We start from the raw sequence: 21,057 nt of genomic DNA on the forward strand, positions 1-21,057 counted from the left end.
CCAGTGATCTGGGCTCGCCCTCAACTTCTCAATCCTGGCGCTTCCTGCCCCGTGCGCTCGACATATTCGGTATAGCCGCCACCATAGGTGTGGACGCCTTCGGGCGTCAGTTCCAGCACGCGGTTCGAAAGTGCTGCCAGAAAATGCCGGTCGTGCGAGACAAACAGCATGGTGCCCTCATATTGCGATAGCGCCTCGATCAGCATCTGCTTGGTGGCGATGTCGAGGTGGTTGGTCGGCTCGTCCAGCACCAGCAGATTGGGCGGGTCGAACAGCATCAGCGCCATCACCAGCCGCGCCTTCTCGCCGCCTGACAGCACGCGGCATTTCTTCTCGATCTCGTCGCCGGAAAAGCCGAAGCAGCCGGCGAGCGCGCGAAGCGGCGCCTGGCCGGCCTGCGGGAAATTGTCTTCCAGCGTCTGGAACACGGTGCGCTCGCCTTCGAGCAGCTCCATGGCGTGCTGGGCGAAATAGCCCATTTTCACGCTCGGCCCGCGCGCCACCGTGCCGGTGTCGGGGTCGGAAGCGCCTGCCACCAGCTTGAGCAGCGTCGACTTGCCGGCGCCGTTGACGCCCATGATGCACCAGCGCTCGCGGCGGCGGACCTGGAAGTCGAGCCCCTCATAGATGCTGCGGCTGCCATAGGCCTTGTGGACGTTCTTCAAGGTGACGACATCCTCGCCGCAGCGCGGTGCCGGCTGGAATTCGAAATTGACGATCTGGCGGCGCTTGGGCGGCTCGACGCGGTCGATCTTGTCGAGCTTCTTCACCCGGCTCTGCACCTGCGCGGCATGCGACGCGCGCGCCTTGAAGCGCTCGATGAAGGCGATCTCCTTGGCCAGCATCGCCTGCTGGCGCTCGAACTGCGCCTGCTGCTGCTTGTCGGCGATCGCCCGCTGCTGCTGGTAGAATTCGTAATTGCCAGAGTAGGCGGTGAGCGAGCCGGCATCGATCTCGACGATCTTGTTGACGATGCGGTTCATGAACTCGCGGTCGTGCGATGTCATCAGCAGCGCGCCGTCATAGCCCTTCAGGAATTGCTCCAGCCAGATCAGGCTTTCCAGGTCCAGATGGTTGGACGGTTCGTCGAGCAGCATGACATCGGGCCGCATCAGAAGGATGCGCGCCAGCGCCACGCGCATCTTCCAGCCGCCCGACAGCTTGCCGACATCGCCGTCCATCATCTCCTGCGAAAAGCCCAGACCGTCGAGCACCTCACGGGCGCGGCCGTCCAGCGCATAGCCGTCGAGCTCCTCGAAGCGATGCTGCGCCTCGCCATATTTCTCGATGATCTCGTCCATCCGGTCGGCCTGGTCGGGATCGGCCATCGCCGCTTCCAGTTCCGCCATCTCGGCCGCCACGTCGCTCACCGGCCCGGCGCCGTTCATCACTTCGGCGACTGCGCTGTGGCCTTCCATGTCGCCGACATCCTGGCTGAAATAGCCGATCGTGACGCCGCGATCGACCTGCACCTGGCCCTCGTCGGGCTGCTCCTGGCCGGTGATCATGCGGAACAGGGTCGTCTTGCCGGCGCCATTCGGCCCGACAAGGCCAATTTTCTCGCCCTTCTGCAGGGAAGCCGACGCCTCGATGAAGACAAGCTGACGGCCGTTCTGCTTGCTGATGCTTTCAAGTCTGATCATGCGGTTTCCGGACTATGCCTGCGCTGAAAGGATTTGCCCGGCGCCTTACGCGAAGGACGGCGGCAAAGGAAGAGGCGCAAGCGCCGCAGCGCTTCACCCTCCCCCTTGTGGGGAGGGTCGGCACACCGGCATTGCGAAGCAAGGTCGGTGGGACGGGGTGGGGGTGCGGCGCCGACTTAAAAAGACCCCCACCCCGCTCCGCTGCGCGGAGCGACCCTCCCAACGAGGGGGAGGGTGAGAGCCAGACACACTTCAGAAACAAGATTCAACATGCGGGAAAAACTGAAGAAAACATCGTCTGCGATAACCACCCTCGTAGCCACCGGACAGCGGTCGCCACACAACGCAAAGGGATGGTCCCGACAATGCAACGACGTTCGACCGGATGGATGGGTGCCCTCGCAGGCATTTCGCTCGCCATGCTTGCGGTCGCGCAATCGGGTGCGCAGGCGGCGGTTACCCGGAGCGAATATTGCAGCCGGCTCGGTTCTCAACTCGACGGAGCCATCCGGACCAAAGCCGAACCCGGTGCCAGCGCCAGCCAGATCGCCACGGCAGAGGCACTCCAGGACAAGGCCAACCGGTTTTGTGCCGAGCGCAAGGAGGCGCAAGGCATCCGGACCTACGCCAACGCCCTGAAACTTCTTGGAGTGACACCGGTCAACCTCGACCAGTGACAGCAACCATCAATCCGAAGGAAAGCCTATCATGAACAAGCCCCTCCTCTCCGCCCTGGGTCTCGCCATCGCGCTCGGCCTGGCCATGCCGGTTGTCGGCACCAGCACGGCCAACGCGGCCGCCACCACCGCCGCTGCGCCGACCACGGCTCCGGCTCCCGCCACGTCGACCACGGCTCCCGCCGCCGCTGCGTCGACTACGGCTCCCGCTGCCACGGCCAAGCCGGCCCAGGCTGCCGCGCACAAGCACGTCAAGAAGCATGTCAGGCACGGCAAGAAGCACCACCGGCATGTGAGGAAGCACGGCCACAAGCACGTCGCCAAGAAGCACACCCACAAGCGTACCCACAAGAAGCACGGCCACGCCAAGGCGGCTTGATCGCCAGCTTTCTTTCTGACTTCCTCCCGGGAAAAGGCCGCCATTCGCTGAAAAGCGAGGGCGGCTTTTTCTTGTGCGCAACAAGGCAAGTCAGATCCGCTGCGTCTAAACAAGCGCTTACGGCAATTCCACGATTCAGATCGTGAACCGCCTCAAGCCACCCCGAGTGCGGCCCGAACCTGCGGTCCGCTCATGCCGCTATCGAAGACGGCCGTGCCGGGATCGAAGCGCCGGGCTTGCGACAGCGGTCCGACCACGACCGGGTCAAAACCGGCGTCGCTCGCCAGCCGCACGGCAAGGGCAACGGCCTCTTCGTCATCGCCGGCGAGCGGAATGCCGATCCTGTCGCCGGCGCGGTGCGCCTGCGATTGCAGCGTTGTCCACATGACCGTGCTGAAGGCGCGAACCAGCTTCGCGCGCGGCAGCAGCAGCGCGACGGCGAAAGCCACGCCGTCCTTGCGGGCAAGTGCGGCGTCGCCGAAAGCGCCGTCGCGCGGCGGGTCGGGCACCGTGGCGTCGAGCAGCACCTTGTCGCCGAGCGCTGCACCGATTTCGGCCGCGACACCGGGCCAGGCCCGAAACGGGATGGCGGCCAGCACGACATCCGCGCCGGCAACGGCATCGAGCGCCGAGCCGGCCGTGGCCTTGCCGCCGGAAAGCATCGAGCGCAGCCGCTCGGGATGCCGCACGCCAAAGCTCACCTCATGTCCGGCCTGCGCCCACAGCCGCCCTACCGTGCCGCCGATCATGCCGGCGCCCAGAACTCCGATTCTCATCTTCGCCTCCTGTTCGCTCACCACGGCAGTCCTTTGCCGTCGCGGAAGAAGCCGCCGGTCGGGCCGTCGTCCGGCAAGGTCGCGGCCCAGACGATGCCGGCCGCCCCTTGCGCCACCGGGCGTCCGCCCGGCCCGCCCATGTCGGTGGCGACCCAACCGGGGCAGATGGCATTGACCAGCACGCCGGAGCCGCGCAGTTCTGCCGCCAGCACACGGGTCAGCGCATTGAGCGTCGCCTTCGATGTCGAATAGGCCGGCGCGCCAGCCCCCATCGAGGCCAGCGAACCGCCTTCGGACGACACATTGACCAGCCTGCCGTGGCCGCCGGCCTTGAGCAGCGGCGCGAAGGCGGCCGCCACCCGCCAGGCGCCGAAGACATTGGTCTCGAACGCCTCGCGGATGACCGTCCAGTCCGGCCGCAAGGCGCGCGAGCCGGTGTCGTAGTGGATGGCGGCATTGTTGATCAGCACATCGAGCCGTCCGAACCGGCGCTCGACCTCATCGGCTGCCCTTGCAGCCGCGTCGGGTGCCGCGACATCGAGCGCGATGGCCTCGACGTGGCCGTCGAGCCCTTTCGCCGCGGCCTCGCCCTTGGCCAGATCGCGCACGCCGAGCAGCACGGTGAAGCCAAGTTTCGCCAACTGGCGGCCGGTCTCCAACCCGATGCCGCGATTGGCGCCGGTGACGAGGGCGACTTTGTTGGGGTGTGTGGTCATTCTCGGATGCCTCTGTTTGTCGTCTCGGGGAAAGATGGCACAGGCCGAATTGGTTTGTTAGGCAGCGGAGATCGCAGTCATTGTGCGATCAAGCGCATGAGTGATCGAGCTGTCCGACGTCGCGTTCCGTCACGCCCCCCTCTGTCCTGCCGGACATCTCCCCCGCAAGGGGGGAGATTGGATGTTGGCTCCGCCTTCGCCAATCATCGACGTTGCAGGATAGAGCAGCGCGATTGAAGCTGCCGATCTCCCCCCTTGCGGGGGAGATGTCCGGCAGGACAGAGGGGGTGTTCAAGCGCCGAGGTTTCCGCAATTTGCCCTTCCCAAACCTCATGCCCGAGCGGGAATCGGGTGTCGCCAGACGTCTCGCCATGCGATCGTCCACCCATCACGAGGATCGGCCATGCTCACGCTTCACGATTATCTGCCATCGCAAAATGGCTGGAAAGTCCGGGTCCTGCTCGGCCTGCTGAAGATCCCTTGCGAGACCCGCCTCGTCTCGATTTTCGAGGGCGAGAGCCACACTGATGCCTTCCTTGCCCTCAACCCGGCCGGCGCGGTTCCTGTGCTCCAGCTCGAAAATGGCAGCGCCATCGCCGAGTCCAATGCGATCCTCACCTATCTCGCCGAAGGCACACCTCTGCTGCCGTCGGACCGCTTCCGGCGCGCCAAGGTGATGCAGTGGCTGTTCTTCGAACAGTACAATGTCGAGCCCGTCATCGGCTCACTGCGCTTCTGGACCTTGACCGGACGGCTCGAACGCAACCACGCCATGGTTACCGGCAAGCGCGAGGCCGGCGCCCGCACGCTGGCCGCCCTGGATCGCAGCCTTGGCGAGACGCCGTTCCTCACCGGAAACGACCTCACCATCGCCGACATCGCCATCTATGCCTACAGCCATCGTGCCGGCGATTGCGGCTTCTCGCCGGCGGACTACCCGGCATTCCTCGCCTGGACCGGCCGCGTGCGCGACGCCGTCGGCCAAGGCTATCCGATCCATCCCTACAGCATCGACCCGCATTCGGGCGGTTGAGGACTACTTTTTGCCCTGCGGATAGATCGTCTCGCCACGCTTCAGCATCGCCACGAAGGTCTCGATCTTCTTCTTGCGGCCGGCCTCGGTCTTCATGTTGTGGGTGCGGAAGGCGAGCGAGAAGCGGTTCTGCGCGCTGAGTTTTTCCAGCATCGCCTTCGCCGCCGGTTCGGCATCGATGGCCGCCTGCAAATCGTCGGGGATTTTCATCTCCTTGCTCCCGCCATAGGCGCGCGCCCAGCGCCCGTCGGCCTTGGCGGCTTCGACCTGTTTCAGCCCATGCCCGGTCATGCGGCCCTCCTCGACCAGCCGCGCGACATTGTCGATGTTGATCTTGCTCCAGATGCTCTTCTTGCCGCGCGGCGTGTAGCGCTGGAGAAAACTGTTCTCGTCCAGCCCCTTGCGCACCGCGTCGATCCAGCCGAAGCACAGCACGACGTCGATGGCCTCCTTCGGCGTGATCGACTTCAGTCCCGACCCGACCTTGTGCACCTTGATCCACACTTCGCTTTCGGTGGCGTGGTGCTGGCCGAGCCAGGCATAAAAACTCGCCGCGTCGGGGAATTCCCGGACCTTGTCCGGATCGACCTTGACCGGCGCCATCAGCGGGCCTGCCGGTTCAGAATCATTGTCGCTGGCGTCCCTGTCATCTTGCCTCCGTCATCCTGCGATTCCCGGCATCATGGCATCGCCCACCGTCAATTCCCGTCAGCAGTGAGGCACGGTGCCGCGAAATAGGGAACGCACCATACATCGCCGTGTTGCGGCTGGAGCGCAACCGACCAGATGGAGGAGCGCGACACGTCGCCACCGTGCTATAGGACCACAAATGCCAGGCTTGGGGGACATGCCACAATGAAATCTCTGCTCTTCGGCCTTGCCTTGCTGCTGCCGGGCGTGGCGCTGGCCGAACCGGTCGAAACCCGCAAGATCATCACCGCGCTGACCGGCGACTTCAACGGCGACGGCGCTCCCGACCTTGCCATGGTGGTCGAGACCGGGCCGACCGACCCGATGGACATCCATTTCTTCCTCGGGGACAAGGAGCACAATTACCTCAAGCCCGTCGAAATCGTGCGCGAACAGATCGGTGGCGAGTGGAACGGTTACGACCAGCCGGGCTACGAGAACTCCGACACCGAGCCGGAACTGACGATGCTGCCCAACGGCTCGATCAAATTCTATCTGCCGGCGCCGGAGATCGGCAGCGAGCGCACCAACCAGACGCTGACCATCGCCTACCGCGACGGCGCCTTCATCGTTGCCGGCTTCGCCTACGATTCCGATGATTACCTGCAGGAGAATGCCGCCAGCACCTGCGACTACAATGTGCTGACCGGCAAGGGAACCAGTTCGAAGCAGCAGCCGGACGGCAGCACCAAGCACAAGACCGTGTCGGCTGAAGGCCGGACCATCGCATTCCGGGACTGGAACGCGGGCGACGCTTTCGCCGCTTGCCAGGAATAAGGGGCGCGCCCTGTCCCTCGGCCGGCTTCAGGCCGGTGGCGGCATTGCCGGTGTCAGCCCGTGGCGGCGCATGATCTCCATCATCCCAGCCTTGTCAGGCGGCCCGCCGGCAGCGGCGTTGAGCAAGCCGAATGCCTCGCGGAAATAGTCGGGACCAATTGCCGCCGGCGTGATGACGCACAGCGCCTTGGCATCCCTTGTGCCATTATTGTCGAAGCGATGGACGGCGCCGCGTGGGATGCACAGCGCCTCCCGCGGCCCAACCTCGATTGGCTTGCCGTTCACGGTCCAGGTCAAAACCCCGTCAATGCCGTAGATCGTTTCCTCGTAATGATCGTGGCTGTGCGCCGGCGCGGGCAGGCGCTGCGCGCCCGGCACCATCAGTTCGAAGGTGGCGACGCTGCCGTTCGAATTTTCGCCCGACACCAGGAAACGGACCGACAACCCCTTGGTGCCGATGGTCTCGTTGGCTGGGTTCACCTGAAGATCGATGGCTGACATTGCGCAAACCCCTCCGGTAAATTACATTTACTAGTTATCTGTAAACTCAATTTACCGGATCGTCAATGGCCACCTCAGCCGAAGTCCTGCAGACCAAGACCACTGACCTTTTGATCGGCGCCCTGCTGCGCGTGCCGGCGCAGGCCATCCAGCGCCGGCTGATCAAGGAGCTCAACGCTGCCGGTTTCGACGAATTGCGTCTGCCGCACATGGCCGTGCTGCAGTTTCCCGGCCCGGACGGCGCGCGCCCCGGCACCATCGCCGAACGTGCCGGCATGAGCAAACAGGCGATCAACCAGCTGCTCAGCAGCCTCGAAGGCTACGGCTATCTTGTCCGCTCCGACGGCGAAGGCAGCGCGCGTGTGGTTCACGCCACCGAACGCGGCCACGCCGCCTTCTGGAAGATGGTCGACATATTGCGCGACATCGAGGAGGAGTGGCGCACCGAGCTTGGGCCGGAGCGCTTCGACCAGCTCAAAGCGCTGCTGTTCGCCGTCTGGGACAGCCCACTGGTGCGTTGACCGGAACCGCATTCATGTGCGGCATCATCGGCATTTCCGATGGCGCTATCGGTTTCTTCCGTTTCCTTCTCGGCACACCGACCTGCCAATTCCCTGCCCTTGTCCCGTCAAAGCAAAGGCAGAGCGAAATGAACCTTTCAAACCAGAAAATCCTGATCGTCGGCGGCGGCTCCGGCATGGGCCTGGCGCTTGCCAGGCGTTGCGTCGAGGCTGGTGCCACAGTCATCATCGCCGGGCGCAGCGAAGCAAGGCTGCGACAGGCACGCGAGGCGTTTGGCAATCCCTCCGGCCTGGAGGTAGCCGTCGTCGACATCGCCCGGGAAGACCAGGTCGCGGCGTTGTTCGCCGAGATCGGTGGGCTCGACCACATCGTCAGCACGGCGGCCGACATCGAGGGCGCCTACAGGCTGCTGCCGGAGCTTGACCTGAAGGCGGCGCAACGCATGGTCGACAGCAAGCTCTTCGGCCCGCTGCTGCTTGCCAAGCACGGCGCGCCACGGCTTGCCGCGAACGGCTCTATGACCTTCATCTCCGGCATCGCCGCGTATCGGCCGGCCGCGCGCGGCTCGGTCGTCGCCGCCGTCAACGCCGCGCTCGAAGGGCTGGTGCGGGCGCTTGCCGTCGAACTCGCGCCGATCCGCGTCAACGCCGTTTCGCCCGGCTGGATCGACACCACGATCTGGGCTCAGGTCGCCGGCGACCGCAAGGCCGAGATGCTGGCGGCGATGGCCGAGCGGCTGCCAGTCGGCAGGGTCGGCCAGCCCGAAGACATCGCCGACGCCATTTTCTTCCTCATCGGCAACGGATTTACCACCGGCACGACGCTGCATGTCGAAGGCGGGCACCGGCTGGTTTAGCTGGCGGCAGTCTTCGCCAGGGTGTTGTTTGGAAACAGTGCTTTGGAGCTATCAGCCGATTCAAGTTCTGAACCCGTCTCGAGGCGTTCCGGCGCCAGCGTGTCCCGCGCGGCGGCGAGCAATTGCCTGAGCGCCGGCGGCTGGACGCGCCGGCGTCGCCAGATCATCGTCAGCGGTGCCGCCTGCATTCGGCCGGGCCATGGCAATTCCCTGAGATCGCCGCGCGCCAGCGCATCGCTGACGGCGAGACGGGGAATGAGGCCGAGCCCGGCACCCCTCGCCACCAGCCGGGCAATGGCGCCGATGCTGCCGACTTCGGCCGCTGGTTTGGGCGGCGCCATATCCGCCTCGGCAAAGGCGGTGTCGAACATATGCCGGTAGACGCATCCGGGCTCCGTCGCCACGAAGAGCAGCGCGGCAAGGTCTGCCAGGTCGCGCGGCGCGGTGCCTTGTCCCGGAGCCGCGACCAGAACCAGGGGTTCGGCCCCTATCGCGCGCCTGGCCAGGCGTCCGTCGGCCGCGCCCTTTGCACCGTCCTGACGCTCGAAGCAGAAAGCGACGTCGATGTCGCCGTCCTCCAGCAAATGTCGCAGCGTGCCGCTGTCCGCCACCTTCATCCGCACGGTGATATCGGGATGGCCCGCCTGGAACCCTGGCAGCCAGGGCGCCAGACGGGCCGAGGCGATCGTCTCCAGCGCACCGATGGTCAGTGCCCCGCTGGTGCGCCCGGCGGCCGCCAGCACCGCCGCGCGCGCCTCGCCGTCGAGCCGCAGCAGCTCTTCGGCGATAGGCTTCAGCGCCAGCCCCGCCGGCGTCAGCTCCAAGCCGGACTTCGAGCGTGTGAACAGGGCAGCGCCCAGTTCGGCCTCGAGAGACTGGATCTGGTCGCTGACGCTCGATTGCGCGAGGTGAACCGCCTCGGCGGCGCGCGTGATGTTGCGGCTGCGTGCCACAGCGAGAAAGGTCTTGAGCAGTCTGGGATGCATCGCCCGGCCGACATCAGGCCTATTGCAGCTGCGGCTTCTTCAAGAAACTGCCGCGGTCGGCGGATTTGACGCGCAGCCAGGTTTCGCGGCCGTCGCGCACCACGCGCATCGGGATCTCGGCGCCGGCCGAGCCGCTGTCCCACAGCTTGCGATAGAAATCGGCGAGACCGTCGACCGCGCCGTCGCGCACCTCGGAGATAACGTCGCCCTGGCGCAGTCCGGCCTTGGCCGCCGGGCCGCCCTCCGTCACGCTCATCACCACCACCTTGCCGTCGCTTTCGGCCGACAGGGCGCCGAGCCACGGACGCGGCGGCTTGGCCACCTGGCCGCGCGTCAGCAGATCATCGAGGATCGGCGGCAACAGGTCGATCGGCACCACCATGTTGATATCGGCGACCTCGCCGGCGCGGCTCATCTGCAGGCGCAGCGAACCGATGCCGAGCAGCGCGCCATCGGCGCCGAACAGCGGCGCCCCGCCCCAGGACGGATGCGCCGGCGCGATGAAGATCGCCTCGTCGAGCAGATACTCCCAATAGCCGGCGAATTCCTGCTTGGTGACGATCTTGGCCTCGACCGCCCGGCCGATGCCGTCGGCAAGCACCACCGCGTCGCCGATCCTGGCCTTGCCGGCATCGCCCAGCGCCACCGCCGGCAGACCGGTCGGCGCCAGTGCCTGGACCAGGCCGAAGCCGGATTCCTGATCATAGGCCAGCGCATGCGCCGGGATGACACGGCCATCATGCGCGGTCAGCCAGACCTCCTCGGCCTCGGTGATGAGATAGCCGATGGTCAGCACCAGCCCGTCATTGCGGATGACGACGCCGCTGCCTTCCCTGAGCGTGCCCAGCGCACCGGCCGTGAAGGCATCTTCGGGAACGGTCGCGCGCACGGCAACGACGGAACGCGGATTGGGATTGATGGCCATGATTTTGTCCTGCGATGCAAATGCTTGGCGGCTTCTCTTATAGGTATGCCTCGGAGGGGATGGTGCAAGGTGCGCATCGATAGTTCTTGCCTTCTCCCGTTGCGGGAGAAGGTGGATCGGCGCGTAGCGCCGAGACGGATGAGGGGTGCTCCAGCGGAGTGAGGCGTCGGCATTCCCTGGAACACCCCTCATCCGACCTCGCTTCGCGAGGCCACCTTCTCCCAGAAGGGGACAAGGAAGAAGCGCTTTTCCCACATAAACAATAGTTCAACGCAAGTTGAACTTTCGCCTCCGCAGCCCTAGCTGTAGATCGATCCGCCCATTCCCGTCCTTCCCTTCCCCACGAGGCCCGACATGACAGACTACACTCCGCCGAAAGTATGGACCTGGAACAAGGCAAATGGCGGCGCCTTTGCCAGCATCAACCGGCCGATCGCCGGGCCGACGCATGACAAGGAATTGCCCGTCGGCAAGCATCCGCTGCAGCTCTATTCACTGGCGACGCCGAATGGCGTCAAGGTCACCGTGATGCTGGAGGAGCTTCTGGCGCGCGGCCACAAGGGCGCCGAATACGACGCCTGGCTCATCAGGATCAACGATGGCGACCAGTTCGGCAGCGGCTTCGTCGAGATCAACCCCAACTCCAAGATCCCGGCCCTGATGGACCGCAGCGGCGCCACGCCGGTGCGCGTTTTCGAATCCGGCTCGATCCTGGTCTATCTCGCCGAAAAGTTCGGCGAATTCCTGCCCACCGAGCAGCCGGCGCGCGCGGAAGTCCTGTCCTGGCTGTTCTGGCAGATGGGTTCGGCGCCGTATCTGGGCGGCGGCTTCGGCCATTTCTATGCCTACGCGCCGCAGAAATTCGAATACGCCATCGACCGCTTCGCCATGGAAACCAAGCGGCAGCTCGATGTGCTCGACCGCCGGCTGGCCGAAACGGAATATCTCGGCGGCAAGGATTACACGATCGCCGACATGGCGGTGTGGCCCTGGTATGGCGGGCTGGCGCTCGGGCGCATGTACAATGATTCCGGCGAGTTCCTGTCCGTGCAGGAATACAAGCACGTCCAGCGCTGGGCGAAGGCCATCGACGCCCGCCCGGCTGTCAAGCGCGGCCGCATGGTCAACCGCGCCTTCGGCGAACCTGCTATGCAGCTGCATGAGCGCCACGACGCCGGCGATTTCGACACCAACACGCAGGACAAGCTGGCCGCCGAATAGGCGGCCGCAAAGCCAACTTCACAAGAAAGCCCGCCACGAACCGTGGCGGACTTTTCCCAAGGCTATGCTGGTGTCGCACCCACTGTCATGGCCGAGCCATGGATCAGTGCAGCACCTCGACGATCTGACGTGTGTCGGGGTCGACCAGAACTGTCTGGTCGTTGATCACGGCAACGCGATACTTGACATTGGGCACTTCGCGCAGTTCGACCTTGTCAGGCACCGGCGAGCCAAGCTTGAGCTCGAGGCCCAACAGATTGACCGACGCCAGCGGCTGCTTCTTGACGTATTCGCGAACCACCGTCTCCTGCTCCGGCTGAACGACGATTGTGTCCGCCACAGCCGCACCGATGCCGCCCATCAGGACGATCGCGGCTGCCACACTCGAAAGATAATGTTTCATAACAACCTCCATATCAATTGCCCGGGCTTCCCGCCCTGTAGGAAAACTCGACCACTGCCACGAGGTTCCATCGCAATTTGTGGAATAAATGCGGCACGCCCAACAAATGCCTATTTTGATTATTTTCGGAAACAGGCAAAAACACATAATCACGGCTTCAAAAATCCGTGATTATTATATTTTTTAGGGATATGTCGTGAAATACACTTTCCTCGGAAGATGCATCCGAGGTGCCCTTTCGAAAGAATGTGATCCGCCTGTTGCCTTAGCGACAGCTAACGTAGAGCGCACGATGTCGTTCCAGATACTGTTGTCGAAGACATGAAAAAGGCTCGCCCGGCCGGGAGCAAGGCGAGCCTCAAACCGTGCCGGCGGAGGTGGCAGCCTCACCGGTCACATCGGGAAAACGCCAGCGCCCGCATCCGGTTCCAGCGCGGATAACGTGGCCCATTCAGATGCAACCATGTGACCGTCATGACGTTGTTCGACGCATTAATCTCCAGCAAGGATGATCGCGCCATGGCTCCCCGCCCTCCGTGACCAAGCATCCCTTCACGCTGATGCTTGTCGTTATAGCGCTGATGGCTCCTTTTGTCGGCCTTGCCTGGCGCACGCGCGAATGGATGGGCTGGTAGCGGGTCATCCACTGCTATCCCCATTATCCGGCCTCACAACTGTCCGGCTTCACAAGCGTCTGGCCTTACAGCGAGACACCGTCGCGATGCAGCGGCGGAACGGCGTCGACCTCGCCCTGATCTGCCGCCTTGCGGGCGCGCCTGTAGATCAGCCGCATGACGAGCACGAAATAGCCGACCTGGAGGAGGACCAACACGGCTATCGTCCAGCCCAGCGCCTTCCAGAACGACCCGGTGGCCATGTAAGCCCAGCCCGCGACGACAATGGTCGTGGCTGACATCCCCACGAGAAACTGCCCAAAATACATCGATCCCACATCGCCGAAACCACCCGGTTTCACACGACTCCCTGCCCGAATTCCCAATGCCCGCGGACAAAGTTCCATTATTTTAGCAACTACGCAACTATGTGATCGTCCGACCTTAGCCCACCCTCGAAATTTGTTGCGCGTTGACCTGGTCGGGAGCAATTTGATGCTCAAGGACTGCGGGTAGCGCAGAAAATAAGTCCGCGGGATGGGGAAATGACGCTCGAACTGATTGGAGCCGGTTTCGGCCGCACCGGCACGTGGTCGACTTTTGCCGCGCTGAACAGGCTCGGCTTGCCCTGCTATCACATGCAGGAAGTGATCATGAACAAGGCCAACAAGGGCCATCTCGATTTCTGGCGCAAGGTGGCCAACAGCCCACCCGGCAGCCAGCACGACTGGAACCGCGTCTTCGCCAACTATACGGCGACAGTCGACAATCCCGGCTGCTGCGTGTGGAAAGAATTGCTGGCCGCCTACCCCGACGCTAAGGTGCTTTTGACCCTGCATCCGCGCGGCGCCGAGGCGTGGTACGAAAGCACGATCGACACAATCTACTTCACCGAGAATGTCTGGCAGTTCAAGATCCTGGAATGGCTGACCCCCTTCGGCTGGAAATTCGGCGACATGTCGCGCAAGCTGATATGGGGCCGCACGCTGGACGGCGTGATGAATGACCGCGCCAAGGCGGTTGCCCGCTACAACACCTATATCGACGAGGTGAAGGCTGCGGTGCCGCCGCACAGGCTGCTGGTCTACAAAGTGACCGAAGGCTGGGGCCCGCTCTGCGATTTCCTCGGCGTTGCGCTGCCCAACGAGCCTTTCCCCAACCTCAACGACCGCGAGACAATCAAGAAGATCATCCGCGACATCATCAAGGGCTCCTACATCATGCTGGGTCTGGCGGTAGCGGCCGCGCTGGTGGTGTTTGCGGCGCTGTGGTGGTGGCTGGGCTAGCTTCAGGGACACAACGCACGCTTCGCAATGTCGGCGTAATCCTCAGGGCTAACCCCGCCGCGGTACTGGATCGATCGCGGCGGACGGCAAGGCGGCGAATTCGGCTTCACCATGCCGGTGCGCAACCGCGACATGGCAGCGCCGCAAAGCCGGCGCGAGGTCTGCAAGTTCGAATTCCTGAACATCGGCAGGAGCCTGTTTGCCTCGCCGTCCCGGCTGAACGAGGTTCCACTTGATCTGCCTGGAGGAAGGCCTTTTGTCCGATAGATGTGGAAGGTAGCACACTATCGTCACATGGCGGTCGGCCGATATTCTGCCCTGTCCGACGCCCGCTTTTGCCGCGGGTAGGGTAAAGGCATTATATATGAATTGGCTAAAATAGCGGAACATCCAATGGACATTGCCGGAACCGAACAGGACCCGTCGGACCTCTGCTTCAGTCACCTAAGACCTTGGTCCCAAAAGGAAACGCAAAAGACCGATACGGCCCGTCATCGGGAACATCCCGCCTTTGCCATCGTTAACCGCCAAGTTTGCGGACCGGATCCAATTTCGAGGAAGAGCGATGCACCATCGGTCCATCATCACCAGAACAGGCCACGGCCCGGCTACAGCGGTCGCCGTGTTGATGGTCGGACTTGTGGCGGTGGGAATTGTATTCCTCGTCCTGGGCGGCTTGCTCTACCTCAAGGATGAGCCGTCGGATCAACGCGCGCTGTCTTCCCCACCCGCCCGATCGTTTCAGGCTACCGATAGCAGTGCGGCAAACTGATCCAGCTTGCATGCCGCGCGGCCGCCCTCCGAAATGACGGCCTCATAGGGGGAATCTTACTGAAATGTAACTGACTCCTCCACCGTCAAGCCACAATTAGCATGCCCATCGGCAGCACCGAACTATGTCCCGATATAGGGAGAAAGGTTTCCATGTTTCGCTGCCTTTCATTGATGGTCGCCTGGTTGTCGCTCCAATCGTTGGCTTTTGCACAGCCCGTCCCCCCGAAGCCAGACGACGTGATATCAGGCTGCGTCGCGATTGAGGCATACGGTGGCAACGGCAACGGCTCGACCGACAATCTTGCGGCTTGGAATTCCGCCATCAGCCATTTTGGCAATCGGCCGATCTGCATATCGTTCGGGCTTGGGACCTACAGATTCAGCGGTCCGGCCACGGCGAAACCTGGCGTGGGTTCGAGCATTGCGGTCCATGGCGCTGGCCCCAACGTGACCAAGATCGTCTTCACTGGAACGACGGCAGGATTCAATTTCACGTTGTCGAACGAGGAAGCCATCCAAATGGACAATATGGCTGTTCTATCGGCGACGGCGAACGATCATGATGCGATCGCTGTCACCAGCTCTGATTGCGGAGGGTCAAAACAATCGTCGCGTTTCAGCAATCTGACGATTGAAGGCACGGGAAGTTTTCCCTTTAGAAATCACTGGGGTCGAGGGTTAACCCTTAACAATCTATCGTTTGTTGATGTTGATAGCGTCGACTTCTTTGGAGAGAACGGCTCCAGCATGCAGGGAATTTTTGCTACGGGCAATGCGACCAGTCACTGCTACGCTTTTAACATGATGGTCTCGAAGAGCAATTTTATTAATACTGCGAATGGTATTTCGCTGGGAACATTGTTTCAGGGACTTTTTGTGACTCAGAGCAATTTCCTCAATGGTGAAGCTGGAATAGTCGTTCCAGCGGCCGAATCGGAGGTTGATCAGATCAACATCTCTGATAGTTCATTTGATGTTAAGGGCGATACTATTGCAACTTTTTCCCCGATTGTCGGCCTATATGTAACACACAATACGATTGAGATACCAAAATCCGGAAGCGGGGTCCATATTAATGGCGGTGGCGATCAATTCGTAATTGCAGAGAACAACATCTTCAATCCATTCGGTAAAAGCAGTGGCTCTGGCGTCATTGTCGACAGCGCGGCAAATTTTGGAAACATAACTGGAAACGTTTACCAATATCTAAGGGTCGCAAATTCTCTTGGTGCAAGTTCAAGCGGATGGAACATTCAGTCGAACGCCTACGGCTCAAAGATTTCGAAGTGGAACATAAATTCTGGCAAGAGAAACAAGGTCGGCGGCGGCTCCCCGTAATCAACGCTTGTTTCCCTTGTCGGGGGGCGGCTGCTGGCCAACACCCTCACCCCATCTTGCCATCCTTCGCTACCGCCCTGCCCCGGCGATAGACCGTGCGGTCCTTTGGCACGGCGACCACCGCCTCGGGCACGTGCTGCGCCGACATGGCGACGAAGTCGGCGCTGGCGCCGACAACGATGCCATAGTCCGCCAGCCCCCAGCGCGCTGGCGCCGGCACGGGTCACCACATCGAACGCCGCCTCGAGCTCGCGGTCCTCGTAGAAGCCGGAGCGATAGCCGATCATGTTGGCCCGGTTCAGCATGTCGCCATCGCCGTAGGGCCACCAGGAATCGCGGATGTTGTCGGAACCGCTGAACACGGTGACGCCAGCCTGCCGCAGGGCCGCCACCGGCGGGAAGGCATGGTTGCCGGGCGCGTTGGTCATGATCGCCACGCCGGCGGCCGCCAGCATCGCGCCGGCCTTCGCCACGGCGTCGGCGGGGATGTCGCCAAGGCCATAGGCATGGCTGACGGCGACATGGCCCGCCATGCCGAGCGCCTTTGTCCGCGCGGCGATCTCCTCGACCTGGAACAGGCCGAGCGCGCCGCCATCATGCAGGTGGATGTCGACGCCGGCGCCATGCTTCTGCGCCAGGGTGAACACCACATCGAGATGGCCGTTCACGTCGCGGTCGAAGCTGGCGGGGTCGAGCCCGCCGACAAGGTCGCAGCCGAGCTTCAGCGCCTCGTCGAGCAGTTCCGCCGTGCCGGGCGAGGACAGGATGCCGCTTTGCGGGAAGGCAACGAGCTGGATGTCGATGAGGTCGCGGTATTTTTCGCGCACGGCCAGGATGGTTTCGACATGGCTGAGCCCGACCGAGGCGTCGACCATGACATGGCTGCGCATGACCAGGCTGCCATTGCCGACGCAGAGCTCGAGCTGGTTCTTCGCGCGCTCCGCCATCGGCGCGGCGCCGGCAAGGTTTCGCGCCTGGAAGGCGACACGCTCGCGCACGTCGAACCCGTTGGTGCAGGGAATGTGCGGGCGCCAGGCATCGCCATAAAACGAGGTGTCGAGATGGATGTGGCCCTCGACGAAGGCCGGCACGACAAGCTGGCCATCAAGGTCGATGATGGCGGGGTCGACGGTGCCGGGGGCAACGGCGGCGAAATCAGCCGGCGGCGCCTTGCCGGCTGGCGCGATGGCGCTGAAGCGGCCGCCGGTGACGAAGAAATCCGCCAGCGACCCATCGGCCAGCTTCGCGTTGCGGAAAATCGTCTGTTCGCTCAAAATCGTCCGCTCGCTCATGGGCGCCATCTCTCCTGAAAGCGCCAGTCCTCGCCGCCCGCCCGCCGCGGGTCAATGCGGCGGCGGCGAAAAACTGTTTCACGAAATTGCCCTTGGCGAATGTTCCGGCGAGGCAGAGCGCGAATCCGCACCGCGGCTCTTGCCTATTCCGCTTTCGCGGAAGTTTCGGCGGCCCGGCAATGTGCCATTGTGTTATCGCGGCGGTACGAGCCGCCCTGGTTGACGCGGGCGCCCAGCCATCCCAACAATGCGCCCCCCCGCCCGCGTCGGCCATGGCTTGGCCCTGTGATCCGTCCGGCGGGCCGGCCTGTTATGACTGCCGCTTCAGCCGCCAACCAGCACCTTCGTCGTCACCAGATTGACGCCGGCCTCGGCGAATTCGTCATTGTGCCGGGCGATGATCTGCTCAGCGCTCTCGCTGGCGCTGTCCAGCGTGCTGTGGGCATCGGAAACCACGGTGACACCGAGCCCCCTGGCGATCGCGCCCCTGACGGTTGCCGCGACGCAAAAATCGCTCTGTGCGCCGAGGATCACGACGCCCCCGTCTCCCTGCCCGGCGACCCAGTCGCCAAAGGCCGGATTGCTGAAAGCATCGCGCACGGATTTGGCGAAGGTCGGCTCATCGTCGGCCTGGCCAAGGGCTGGCCACACCGGCCAACCCGGTTCGCCCGGCGCCAGCGGATCGCCTTCGGGTCCATCATGCCTGACGAAAGCGACCTTGCGTCCACCGCGCCTTGCCCAGTCGATCACCGCCCGGGCGCGCTCGGCAATGGCAGGTGCGTCGTGTATCGGCGGCTCGTGCCGGCCGTCGAACATGCCGGTCTGAAGATCGATCACGACGAGTGGCGCTTTGGCCATGAGGCTGGGTGCTGACATGATTTTTACATAGCATGGCGGGGAAGGCGATCAAGAACTTGCCCAACAAGAAGAACCAGCCTCACCAGACCCTCAACCCGGGGCGCCGGCAAACAGCACCACACCATCCCCTCCAGCCGCTGGCCAATCCCTGATGGTTCGGTCGTAGCCGCCGGTCAGCACCGTGCCGTCGGGGGCGAAGGCCACGGCGTAGATCGGCCCGGTCTGGCTGTCGAACAGGGCGATCTGGTTGCCGGTCTCCATGTCCCACAGCCGTGCCGTGCCGTCGAGCGAGCCCGACAGCAGGCGCTTGCCGTCGGCCGACAGCGCCAGCGTGTAGACCGTGCCTTCATGGCCTTCGAAGCGCTTCACCTCGCGGCCGTTGTCGAGATCCCAGACCTTGATCGTCAGGTCGCCGCTGCCGGTGATCAGATGGTGCCCGTCGGCGGTGAACACCGCGCCATAGGTGCCTTGCTCGTGGCCGTGCCAGCTGCGCAATTGCTTGCCGCTCTCGATGTCCCAGAGTTTCAGCGTGCCGTCGATGCTGCCGCTGAGCGCCTGCTTGCCGTCGGGCGAGACGGCGACCGCGCTGATCGACCAGTCGTGTCCGGTCAGCACATGCAGCACGGAATTGTTGACGAGATCCCAGACGATGACATTGCCGGTGTCATGCCCGCTGACGGCACGCTTGCCGTCCGGGCTGATCGCCAGCTTGTTGACGCCGCCATTCTGGCCGGCCTGGAAGACATGCAGCACAGTGCCGTCGGCAAGTTTGCGCAGCACGATCTCGCCATCGTCGCCGCCCGTCAGCGCGCTGACGCCGTCGGGCATATAGAGCGCGGTGCGCGCCATGTCCTTGTGGACGCCGAGATTGCGGATCAGCTGCTTGCCGCCAATGTCCCACAACTTGATCACACGATCCGTGCTGGCGCTCATGATCGATCGGCCGTCCGGCGCGACCGCAAGCCAGACGACCGCGTCGCGATGGCCGTCCGGCTGCGTCGGCGCCGCCGGCGGTGGTGGCGGCAACGGCGCCACGGTGGGCGGCGGAACGACCGCGACCTCCGGCGGAGCGGCCGGCGCCTGCGGCGCGGATGCCGGCGGCGGGTTGGCGGCTATCGGTGGCGGAGCTGGTTGCGGGGCTGGCGCAGGGGCAGGCTCAGGTGCCGGTGGTGCGCTGGCGACATCCTGGCCCTTCGGCTCGGCGGGTTTGGGTTCGGCAAGTTTGGGTTCATCGGGCTTGGGTTCACTGGGCTTGGGTTCGGCCGTCTTCGGTTCATTCGGCGGTTCGTTCGGCAGGCTGGCCACCTCGCCGCCGCCCCACGGGCCGAACCGGTCGACGGCCAGTGCTGCGAGCACGATCAACGGCAACGCGAAAAAGATCTTGCGCAGGCCGGGCCTGCCGGTCTCCTGCGCCTCGGCCGCGCGGCCGAACAGCGGTGTCCCGGCCAGTTGCGTCGGCCGCCCCGGCAATAGCCCGGCCCAGAACAGCACCGCGCCGACGAGGCAGGCGAACGCCAGCAGCGAGAAGGCCACCAGCTGCGTCGCCCAAGGATCATGCATGGCCGTCAGACCGAAACTCTTGCCCCCCGGCAAGAGATAGAGATGGACAAGGCAAGCCGCGGCCAGCGCCATCAGCAGCACCGCCATCAACCTGTCGGCACCCCTGGTCATGGCGCAAGGCTCATGATGCCGCCGATGACGGCATCGGCCTCGATATTGGCAGGCTGTGGTCGCATCGAATTCCCTCGCCGCGACCGATCTTACGCAAGGCCGCGGCGGAGTCGAGTGGCCGCCGGAGCGAATGCCGCGTGGGCGCGAACGCACGGAAATGGCTGGACATTCCGTGCTTCGTTCGAAACAAGGCTGGGCCAATCAAGGGAGCGTCCATGACACAGGCGACCAAACCGGTGCTGACCGGCAGGACGGTAACGAGCCTGTCGACGCCCAAATCATGAGCCTGCTGAAGCGCGAATACTCCGGGGCGTCGCCGCTTGCCGGGAGATGACCAAGGCGAGCTACTTCAACTCCACCCAGACAGGCGCATGATCGCTGGCGCCATCCTCGCCGCGCACGTCGCGGTCGATACCCGCCCCCTTCAGTCGGCGGGCGAGCGTCTTCGACAGCAAGATGTGGTCCAGCCTTAAGCCCGCATCGCGCGGCCAGCGGTTCCTGCGGTAATCCCAGAAGGTGTAGAGCGTCTCCTTCGGATAGACCTTGCGCAACGCGTCGACCCAGCCCTGCTCGATGAGGGCGGCGAATGCGGCGCGGCTTTCCGGCTGCACCAGCGCGTTGTCGTCATAGGAGCGCGTGGCATAGATGTCGCGCGGCTCGGGCACGATGTTGTAGTCGCCGGCCAGCACGACCGGCAGGCCGGTGTCGAGGAGTTGCGCCGCATGCGCCTCCAGCCGCTTGTGCCAGGCAAGCTTGTACTGGAATTTCGGCCCCGGCTGCGGATTGCCGTTCGGCGCATAGAGGCAGGCAATGACGATGCCGTCGACCGCCGCCTCGATGTAGCGGCTCTGCCGGTCGGCATCGTCGCCGGGCAAGGCATCGCGGGTCAGCACCGGCTCGGCGCCACGCGCCAGGATGGCGACGCCGTTCCATGTCGGCTCACCCTTCCACACCGCGCCAAAACCAGCCTCGGCCAGCGCCGCGCGCGGAAACTGCATGTCGCGCGCCTTGAGTTCCTGCAGGCAGACGACATCGGGCTTCGCCACCGCCAGCCATGCCAGCAGGTTTTCCAGCCGGTTGTTGATGTTGTTGATGTTGAAGGTGGCGAGTTTCATGGTT

General features: G+C 63.8%; 21 protein-coding genes and 1 pseudogene. 9 read left to right on the forward strand and 13 right to left on the reverse strand.

The genetic code is table 11. The features are described 5' to 3' along the window. Positions 1 to 20: 20 nt before the first annotated feature. Positions 21 to 1,643 (reverse strand): ABC-F family ATP-binding cassette domain-containing protein, encoded by a 1,623-nt coding sequence (locus tag ACVILI_RS25510; RefSeq protein WP_019859494.1) that lies wholly within the window; start codon positions 1,641 to 1,643, stop codon positions 21 to 23. 365 nt (positions 1,644 to 2,008) lie between these two features. Between ACVILI_RS25510 and ACVILI_RS25515 the strand changes: the two genes are divergently transcribed. Further along, positions 2,009 to 2,320, forward strand: a complete 312-nt coding sequence (locus ACVILI_RS25515) for a hypothetical protein (protein ID WP_027047092.1) — start codon at positions 2,009 to 2,011, stop codon at positions 2,318 to 2,320. A 31-nt stretch (positions 2,321 to 2,351) separates the two neighbouring features. Continuing rightward, complete coding sequence (locus ACVILI_RS25520; RefSeq protein ID WP_038648168.1) at positions 2,352 to 2,699, forward strand: hypothetical protein; 348 nt, start codon at positions 2,352 to 2,354, stop codon at positions 2,697 to 2,699. Between the two features lie 152 nt (positions 2,700 to 2,851). Here the strand turns inward: ACVILI_RS25520 and ACVILI_RS25525 are convergent, their stop codons facing one another. Then, on the reverse strand, positions 2,852 to 3,475 hold the full coding sequence (locus ACVILI_RS25525; RefSeq protein ID WP_038653039.1) for an NADPH-dependent F420 reductase: 624 nt from the start codon (positions 3,473 to 3,475) through the stop codon (positions 2,852 to 2,854). 17 nt (positions 3,476 to 3,492) lie between these two features. Beyond that, the gene (locus ACVILI_RS25530) at positions 3,493 to 4,191 is read right to left on the reverse strand and encodes an SDR family NAD(P)-dependent oxidoreductase (protein WP_069092654.1); all 699 of its coding nucleotides are present in this window, start codon (positions 4,189 to 4,191) and stop codon (positions 3,493 to 3,495) included. A gap of 403 nt (positions 4,192 to 4,594) precedes the next feature. Here ACVILI_RS25530 and ACVILI_RS25535 point away from each other — a divergent pair, with 403 nt between their 5' ends. After that, a complete protein-coding gene (locus ACVILI_RS25535) occupies positions 4,595 to 5,224 on the forward strand; it encodes a glutathione S-transferase family protein (protein ID WP_038648173.1) in 630 nt (209 codons plus the stop codon). Positions 5,225 to 5,227: 3 nt separating this feature from the next. Here the strand turns inward: ACVILI_RS25535 and ACVILI_RS25540 are convergent, their stop codons facing one another. Further along, positions 5,228 to 5,827 carry a YdeI/OmpD-associated family protein gene (locus ACVILI_RS25540; RefSeq protein WP_019859500.1) on the reverse strand — a complete coding sequence of 200 codons (600 nt, stop codon included), beginning with the start codon at positions 5,825 to 5,827 and terminating at the stop codon, positions 5,228 to 5,230. Positions 5,828 to 6,079: 252 nt separating this feature from the next. On the opposite strand from ACVILI_RS25540, the gene ACVILI_RS25545 reads away from it, so the two are divergent. Further along, positions 6,080 to 6,691 (forward strand): hypothetical protein, encoded by a 612-nt coding sequence (locus ACVILI_RS25545; RefSeq protein ID WP_038648176.1) that lies wholly within the window; start codon positions 6,080 to 6,082, stop codon positions 6,689 to 6,691. A 27-nt stretch (positions 6,692 to 6,718) separates the two neighbouring features. Here the strand turns inward: ACVILI_RS25545 and ACVILI_RS25550 are convergent, their stop codons facing one another. Then, positions 6,719 to 7,192, reverse strand: a complete 474-nt coding sequence (locus ACVILI_RS25550) for a cupin domain-containing protein (protein WP_038648178.1) — start codon at positions 7,190 to 7,192, stop codon at positions 6,719 to 6,721. A gap of 65 nt (positions 7,193 to 7,257) precedes the next feature. Here ACVILI_RS25550 and ACVILI_RS25555 point away from each other — a divergent pair, with 65 nt between their 5' ends. Together ACVILI_RS25555 and ACVILI_RS25560 are read left to right on the forward strand one after the other, a co-directional pair. Further along, complete coding sequence (locus tag ACVILI_RS25555; protein ID WP_038648181.1) at positions 7,258 to 7,713, forward strand: MarR family winged helix-turn-helix transcriptional regulator; 456 nt, start codon at positions 7,258 to 7,260, stop codon at positions 7,711 to 7,713. A gap of 128 nt (positions 7,714 to 7,841) precedes the next feature. After that, the gene (locus ACVILI_RS25560) at positions 7,842 to 8,570 is read left to right on the forward strand and encodes an SDR family oxidoreductase (protein ID WP_064981988.1); all 729 of its coding nucleotides are present in this window, start codon (positions 7,842 to 7,844) and stop codon (positions 8,568 to 8,570) included. Here the strand turns inward: ACVILI_RS25560 and ACVILI_RS25565 are convergent. Further along, positions 8,567 to 9,556: a LysR family transcriptional regulator gene (locus ACVILI_RS25565; protein ID WP_038648187.1), complete on the reverse strand. Its 990-nt coding sequence runs from the start codon at positions 9,554 to 9,556 to the stop codon at positions 8,567 to 8,569. The genes ACVILI_RS25560 and ACVILI_RS25565 overlap by 4 nt on opposite strands. A gap of 19 nt (positions 9,557 to 9,575) precedes the next feature. Beyond that, complete coding sequence (locus ACVILI_RS25570) at positions 9,576 to 10,481, reverse strand: S1C family serine protease (protein ID WP_019859505.1); 906 nt, start codon at positions 10,479 to 10,481, stop codon at positions 9,576 to 9,578. A gap of 354 nt (positions 10,482 to 10,835) precedes the next feature. Here ACVILI_RS25570 and yghU point away from each other — a divergent pair, with 354 nt between their 5' ends. Then, on the forward strand, positions 10,836 to 11,702 hold the full coding sequence (gene yghU / locus ACVILI_RS25575) for a glutathione-dependent disulfide-bond oxidoreductase (protein WP_019859506.1): 867 nt from the start codon (positions 10,836 to 10,838) through the stop codon (positions 11,700 to 11,702). A gap of 103 nt (positions 11,703 to 11,805) precedes the next feature. On the opposite strand, the gene ACVILI_RS25580 is transcribed toward yghU, so the two are convergent. Both ACVILI_RS25580 and ACVILI_RS25585 read right to left on the reverse strand, forming a co-directional pair. Then, the gene (locus tag ACVILI_RS25580; protein ID WP_019859507.1) at positions 11,806 to 12,105 is read right to left on the reverse strand and encodes a DUF1236 domain-containing protein; all 300 of its coding nucleotides are present in this window, start codon (positions 12,103 to 12,105) and stop codon (positions 11,806 to 11,808) included. Positions 12,106 to 12,805: 700 nt separating this feature from the next. After that, complete coding sequence (locus ACVILI_RS25585) at positions 12,806 to 13,021, reverse strand: exopolysaccharide production repressor protein (protein ID WP_317452359.1); 216 nt, start codon at positions 13,019 to 13,021, stop codon at positions 12,806 to 12,808. 243 nt (positions 13,022 to 13,264) lie between these two features. Between ACVILI_RS25585 and ACVILI_RS25590 the strand changes: the two genes are divergently transcribed. Further along, entirely contained in the window at positions 13,265 to 14,005 is a 741-nt protein-coding gene (locus ACVILI_RS25590; RefSeq protein WP_019859510.1) for a sulfotransferase family protein, read from the forward strand. 924 nt (positions 14,006 to 14,929) lie between these two features. Next, complete coding sequence (locus tag ACVILI_RS25595) at positions 14,930 to 16,117, forward strand: hypothetical protein (RefSeq protein ID WP_148307407.1); 1,188 nt, start codon at positions 14,930 to 14,932, stop codon at positions 16,115 to 16,117. Positions 16,118 to 16,163: 46 nt separating this feature from the next. Here ACVILI_RS25595 and ACVILI_RS25600 read toward each other — a convergent pair. From ACVILI_RS25600 to ACVILI_RS25615, 4 genes and pseudogenes are all read right to left on the reverse strand, one after another. Continuing rightward, positions 16,164 to 17,409, reverse strand: a pseudogene (locus ACVILI_RS25600) (amidohydrolase family protein). A 324-nt stretch (positions 17,410 to 17,733) separates the two neighbouring features. Continuing rightward, on the reverse strand, positions 17,734 to 18,267 hold the full coding sequence (locus ACVILI_RS25605; protein WP_240564473.1) for an isochorismatase family protein: 534 nt from the start codon (positions 18,265 to 18,267) through the stop codon (positions 17,734 to 17,736). Positions 18,268 to 18,357: 90 nt separating this feature from the next. Next, on the reverse strand, positions 18,358 to 19,938 hold the full coding sequence (locus ACVILI_RS25610) for a WD40 repeat domain-containing protein (RefSeq protein ID WP_240564472.1): 1,581 nt from the start codon (positions 19,936 to 19,938) through the stop codon (positions 18,358 to 18,360). A 344-nt stretch (positions 19,939 to 20,282) separates the two neighbouring features. After that, entirely contained in the window at positions 20,283 to 21,053 is a 771-nt protein-coding gene (locus ACVILI_RS25615) for an exodeoxyribonuclease III (protein WP_038648203.1), read from the reverse strand. Between the last annotated feature and the right edge of the window lie 4 nt (positions 21,054 to 21,057).

The organism is Mesorhizobium sp. USDA 4775 (assembly GCF_054062655.1).

Bases quoted from the DNA above. Each gene is read 5' to 3' on its own strand.
- ACVILI_RS25550 (WP_038648178.1), bottom strand. From the start codon at position 7,192: ATGTCAGCCATCGATCTTCAGGTGAACCCAGCCAACGAGACCATCGGC.
- ACVILI_RS25515 (WP_027047092.1), top strand. From the start codon at position 2,009: ATGCAACGACGTTCGACCGGATGGATGGGTGCCCTCGCAGGCATTTCG.
- ACVILI_RS25595 (WP_148307407.1), top strand. From the start codon at position 14,930: ATGTTTCGCTGCCTTTCATTGATGGTCGCCTGGTTGTCGCTCCAATCG.
- ACVILI_RS25565 (WP_038648187.1), bottom strand. From the start codon at position 9,556: ATGCATCCCAGACTGCTCAAGACCTTTCTCGCTGTGGCACGCAGCCGC.
- ACVILI_RS25510 (WP_019859494.1), bottom strand. From the start codon at position 1,643: ATGATCAGACTTGAAAGCATCAGCAAGCAGAACGGCCGTCAGCTTGTC.
- ACVILI_RS25540 (WP_019859500.1), bottom strand. From the start codon at position 5,827: ATGGCGCCGGTCAAGGTCGATCCGGACAAGGTCCGGGAATTCCCCGAC.
- ACVILI_RS25560 (WP_064981988.1), top strand. From the start codon at position 7,842: ATGAACCTTTCAAACCAGAAAATCCTGATCGTCGGCGGCGGCTCCGGC.
- ACVILI_RS25545 (WP_038648176.1), top strand. From the start codon at position 6,080: ATGAAATCTCTGCTCTTCGGCCTTGCCTTGCTGCTGCCGGGCGTGGCG.
- ACVILI_RS25520 (WP_038648168.1), top strand. From the start codon at position 2,352: ATGAACAAGCCCCTCCTCTCCGCCCTGGGTCTCGCCATCGCGCTCGGC.
- ACVILI_RS25585 (WP_317452359.1), bottom strand. From the start codon at position 13,021: ATGTCAGCCACGACCATTGTCGTCGCGGGCTGGGCTTACATGGCCACC.
- ACVILI_RS25590 (WP_019859510.1), top strand. From the start codon at position 13,265: ATGACGCTCGAACTGATTGGAGCCGGTTTCGGCCGCACCGGCACGTGG.
- yghU (WP_019859506.1), top strand. From the start codon at position 10,836: ATGACAGACTACACTCCGCCGAAAGTATGGACCTGGAACAAGGCAAAT.
- ACVILI_RS25615 (WP_038648203.1), bottom strand. From the start codon at position 21,053: ATGAAACTCGCCACCTTCAACATCAACAACATCAACAACCGGCTGGAA.
- ACVILI_RS25570 (WP_019859505.1), bottom strand. From the start codon at position 10,481: ATGGCCATCAATCCCAATCCGCGTTCCGTCGTTGCCGTGCGCGCGACC.
- ACVILI_RS25610 (WP_240564472.1), bottom strand. From the start codon at position 19,938: ATGACCAGGGGTGCCGACAGGTTGATGGCGGTGCTGCTGATGGCGCTG.
- ACVILI_RS25605 (WP_240564473.1), bottom strand. From the start codon at position 18,267: ATGGCCAAAGCGCCACTCGTCGTGATCGATCTTCAGACCGGCATGTTC.
- ACVILI_RS25525 (WP_038653039.1), bottom strand. From the start codon at position 3,475: ATGAGAATCGGAGTTCTGGGCGCCGGCATGATCGGCGGCACGGTAGGG.
- ACVILI_RS25555 (WP_038648181.1), top strand. From the start codon at position 7,258: ATGGCCACCTCAGCCGAAGTCCTGCAGACCAAGACCACTGACCTTTTG.
- ACVILI_RS25535 (WP_038648173.1), top strand. From the start codon at position 4,595: ATGCTCACGCTTCACGATTATCTGCCATCGCAAAATGGCTGGAAAGTC.
- ACVILI_RS25530 (WP_069092654.1), bottom strand. From the start codon at position 4,191: ATGACCACACACCCCAACAAAGTCGCCCTCGTCACCGGCGCCAATCGC.
- ACVILI_RS25580 (WP_019859507.1), bottom strand. From the start codon at position 12,105: ATGAAACATTATCTTTCGAGTGTGGCAGCCGCGATCGTCCTGATGGGC.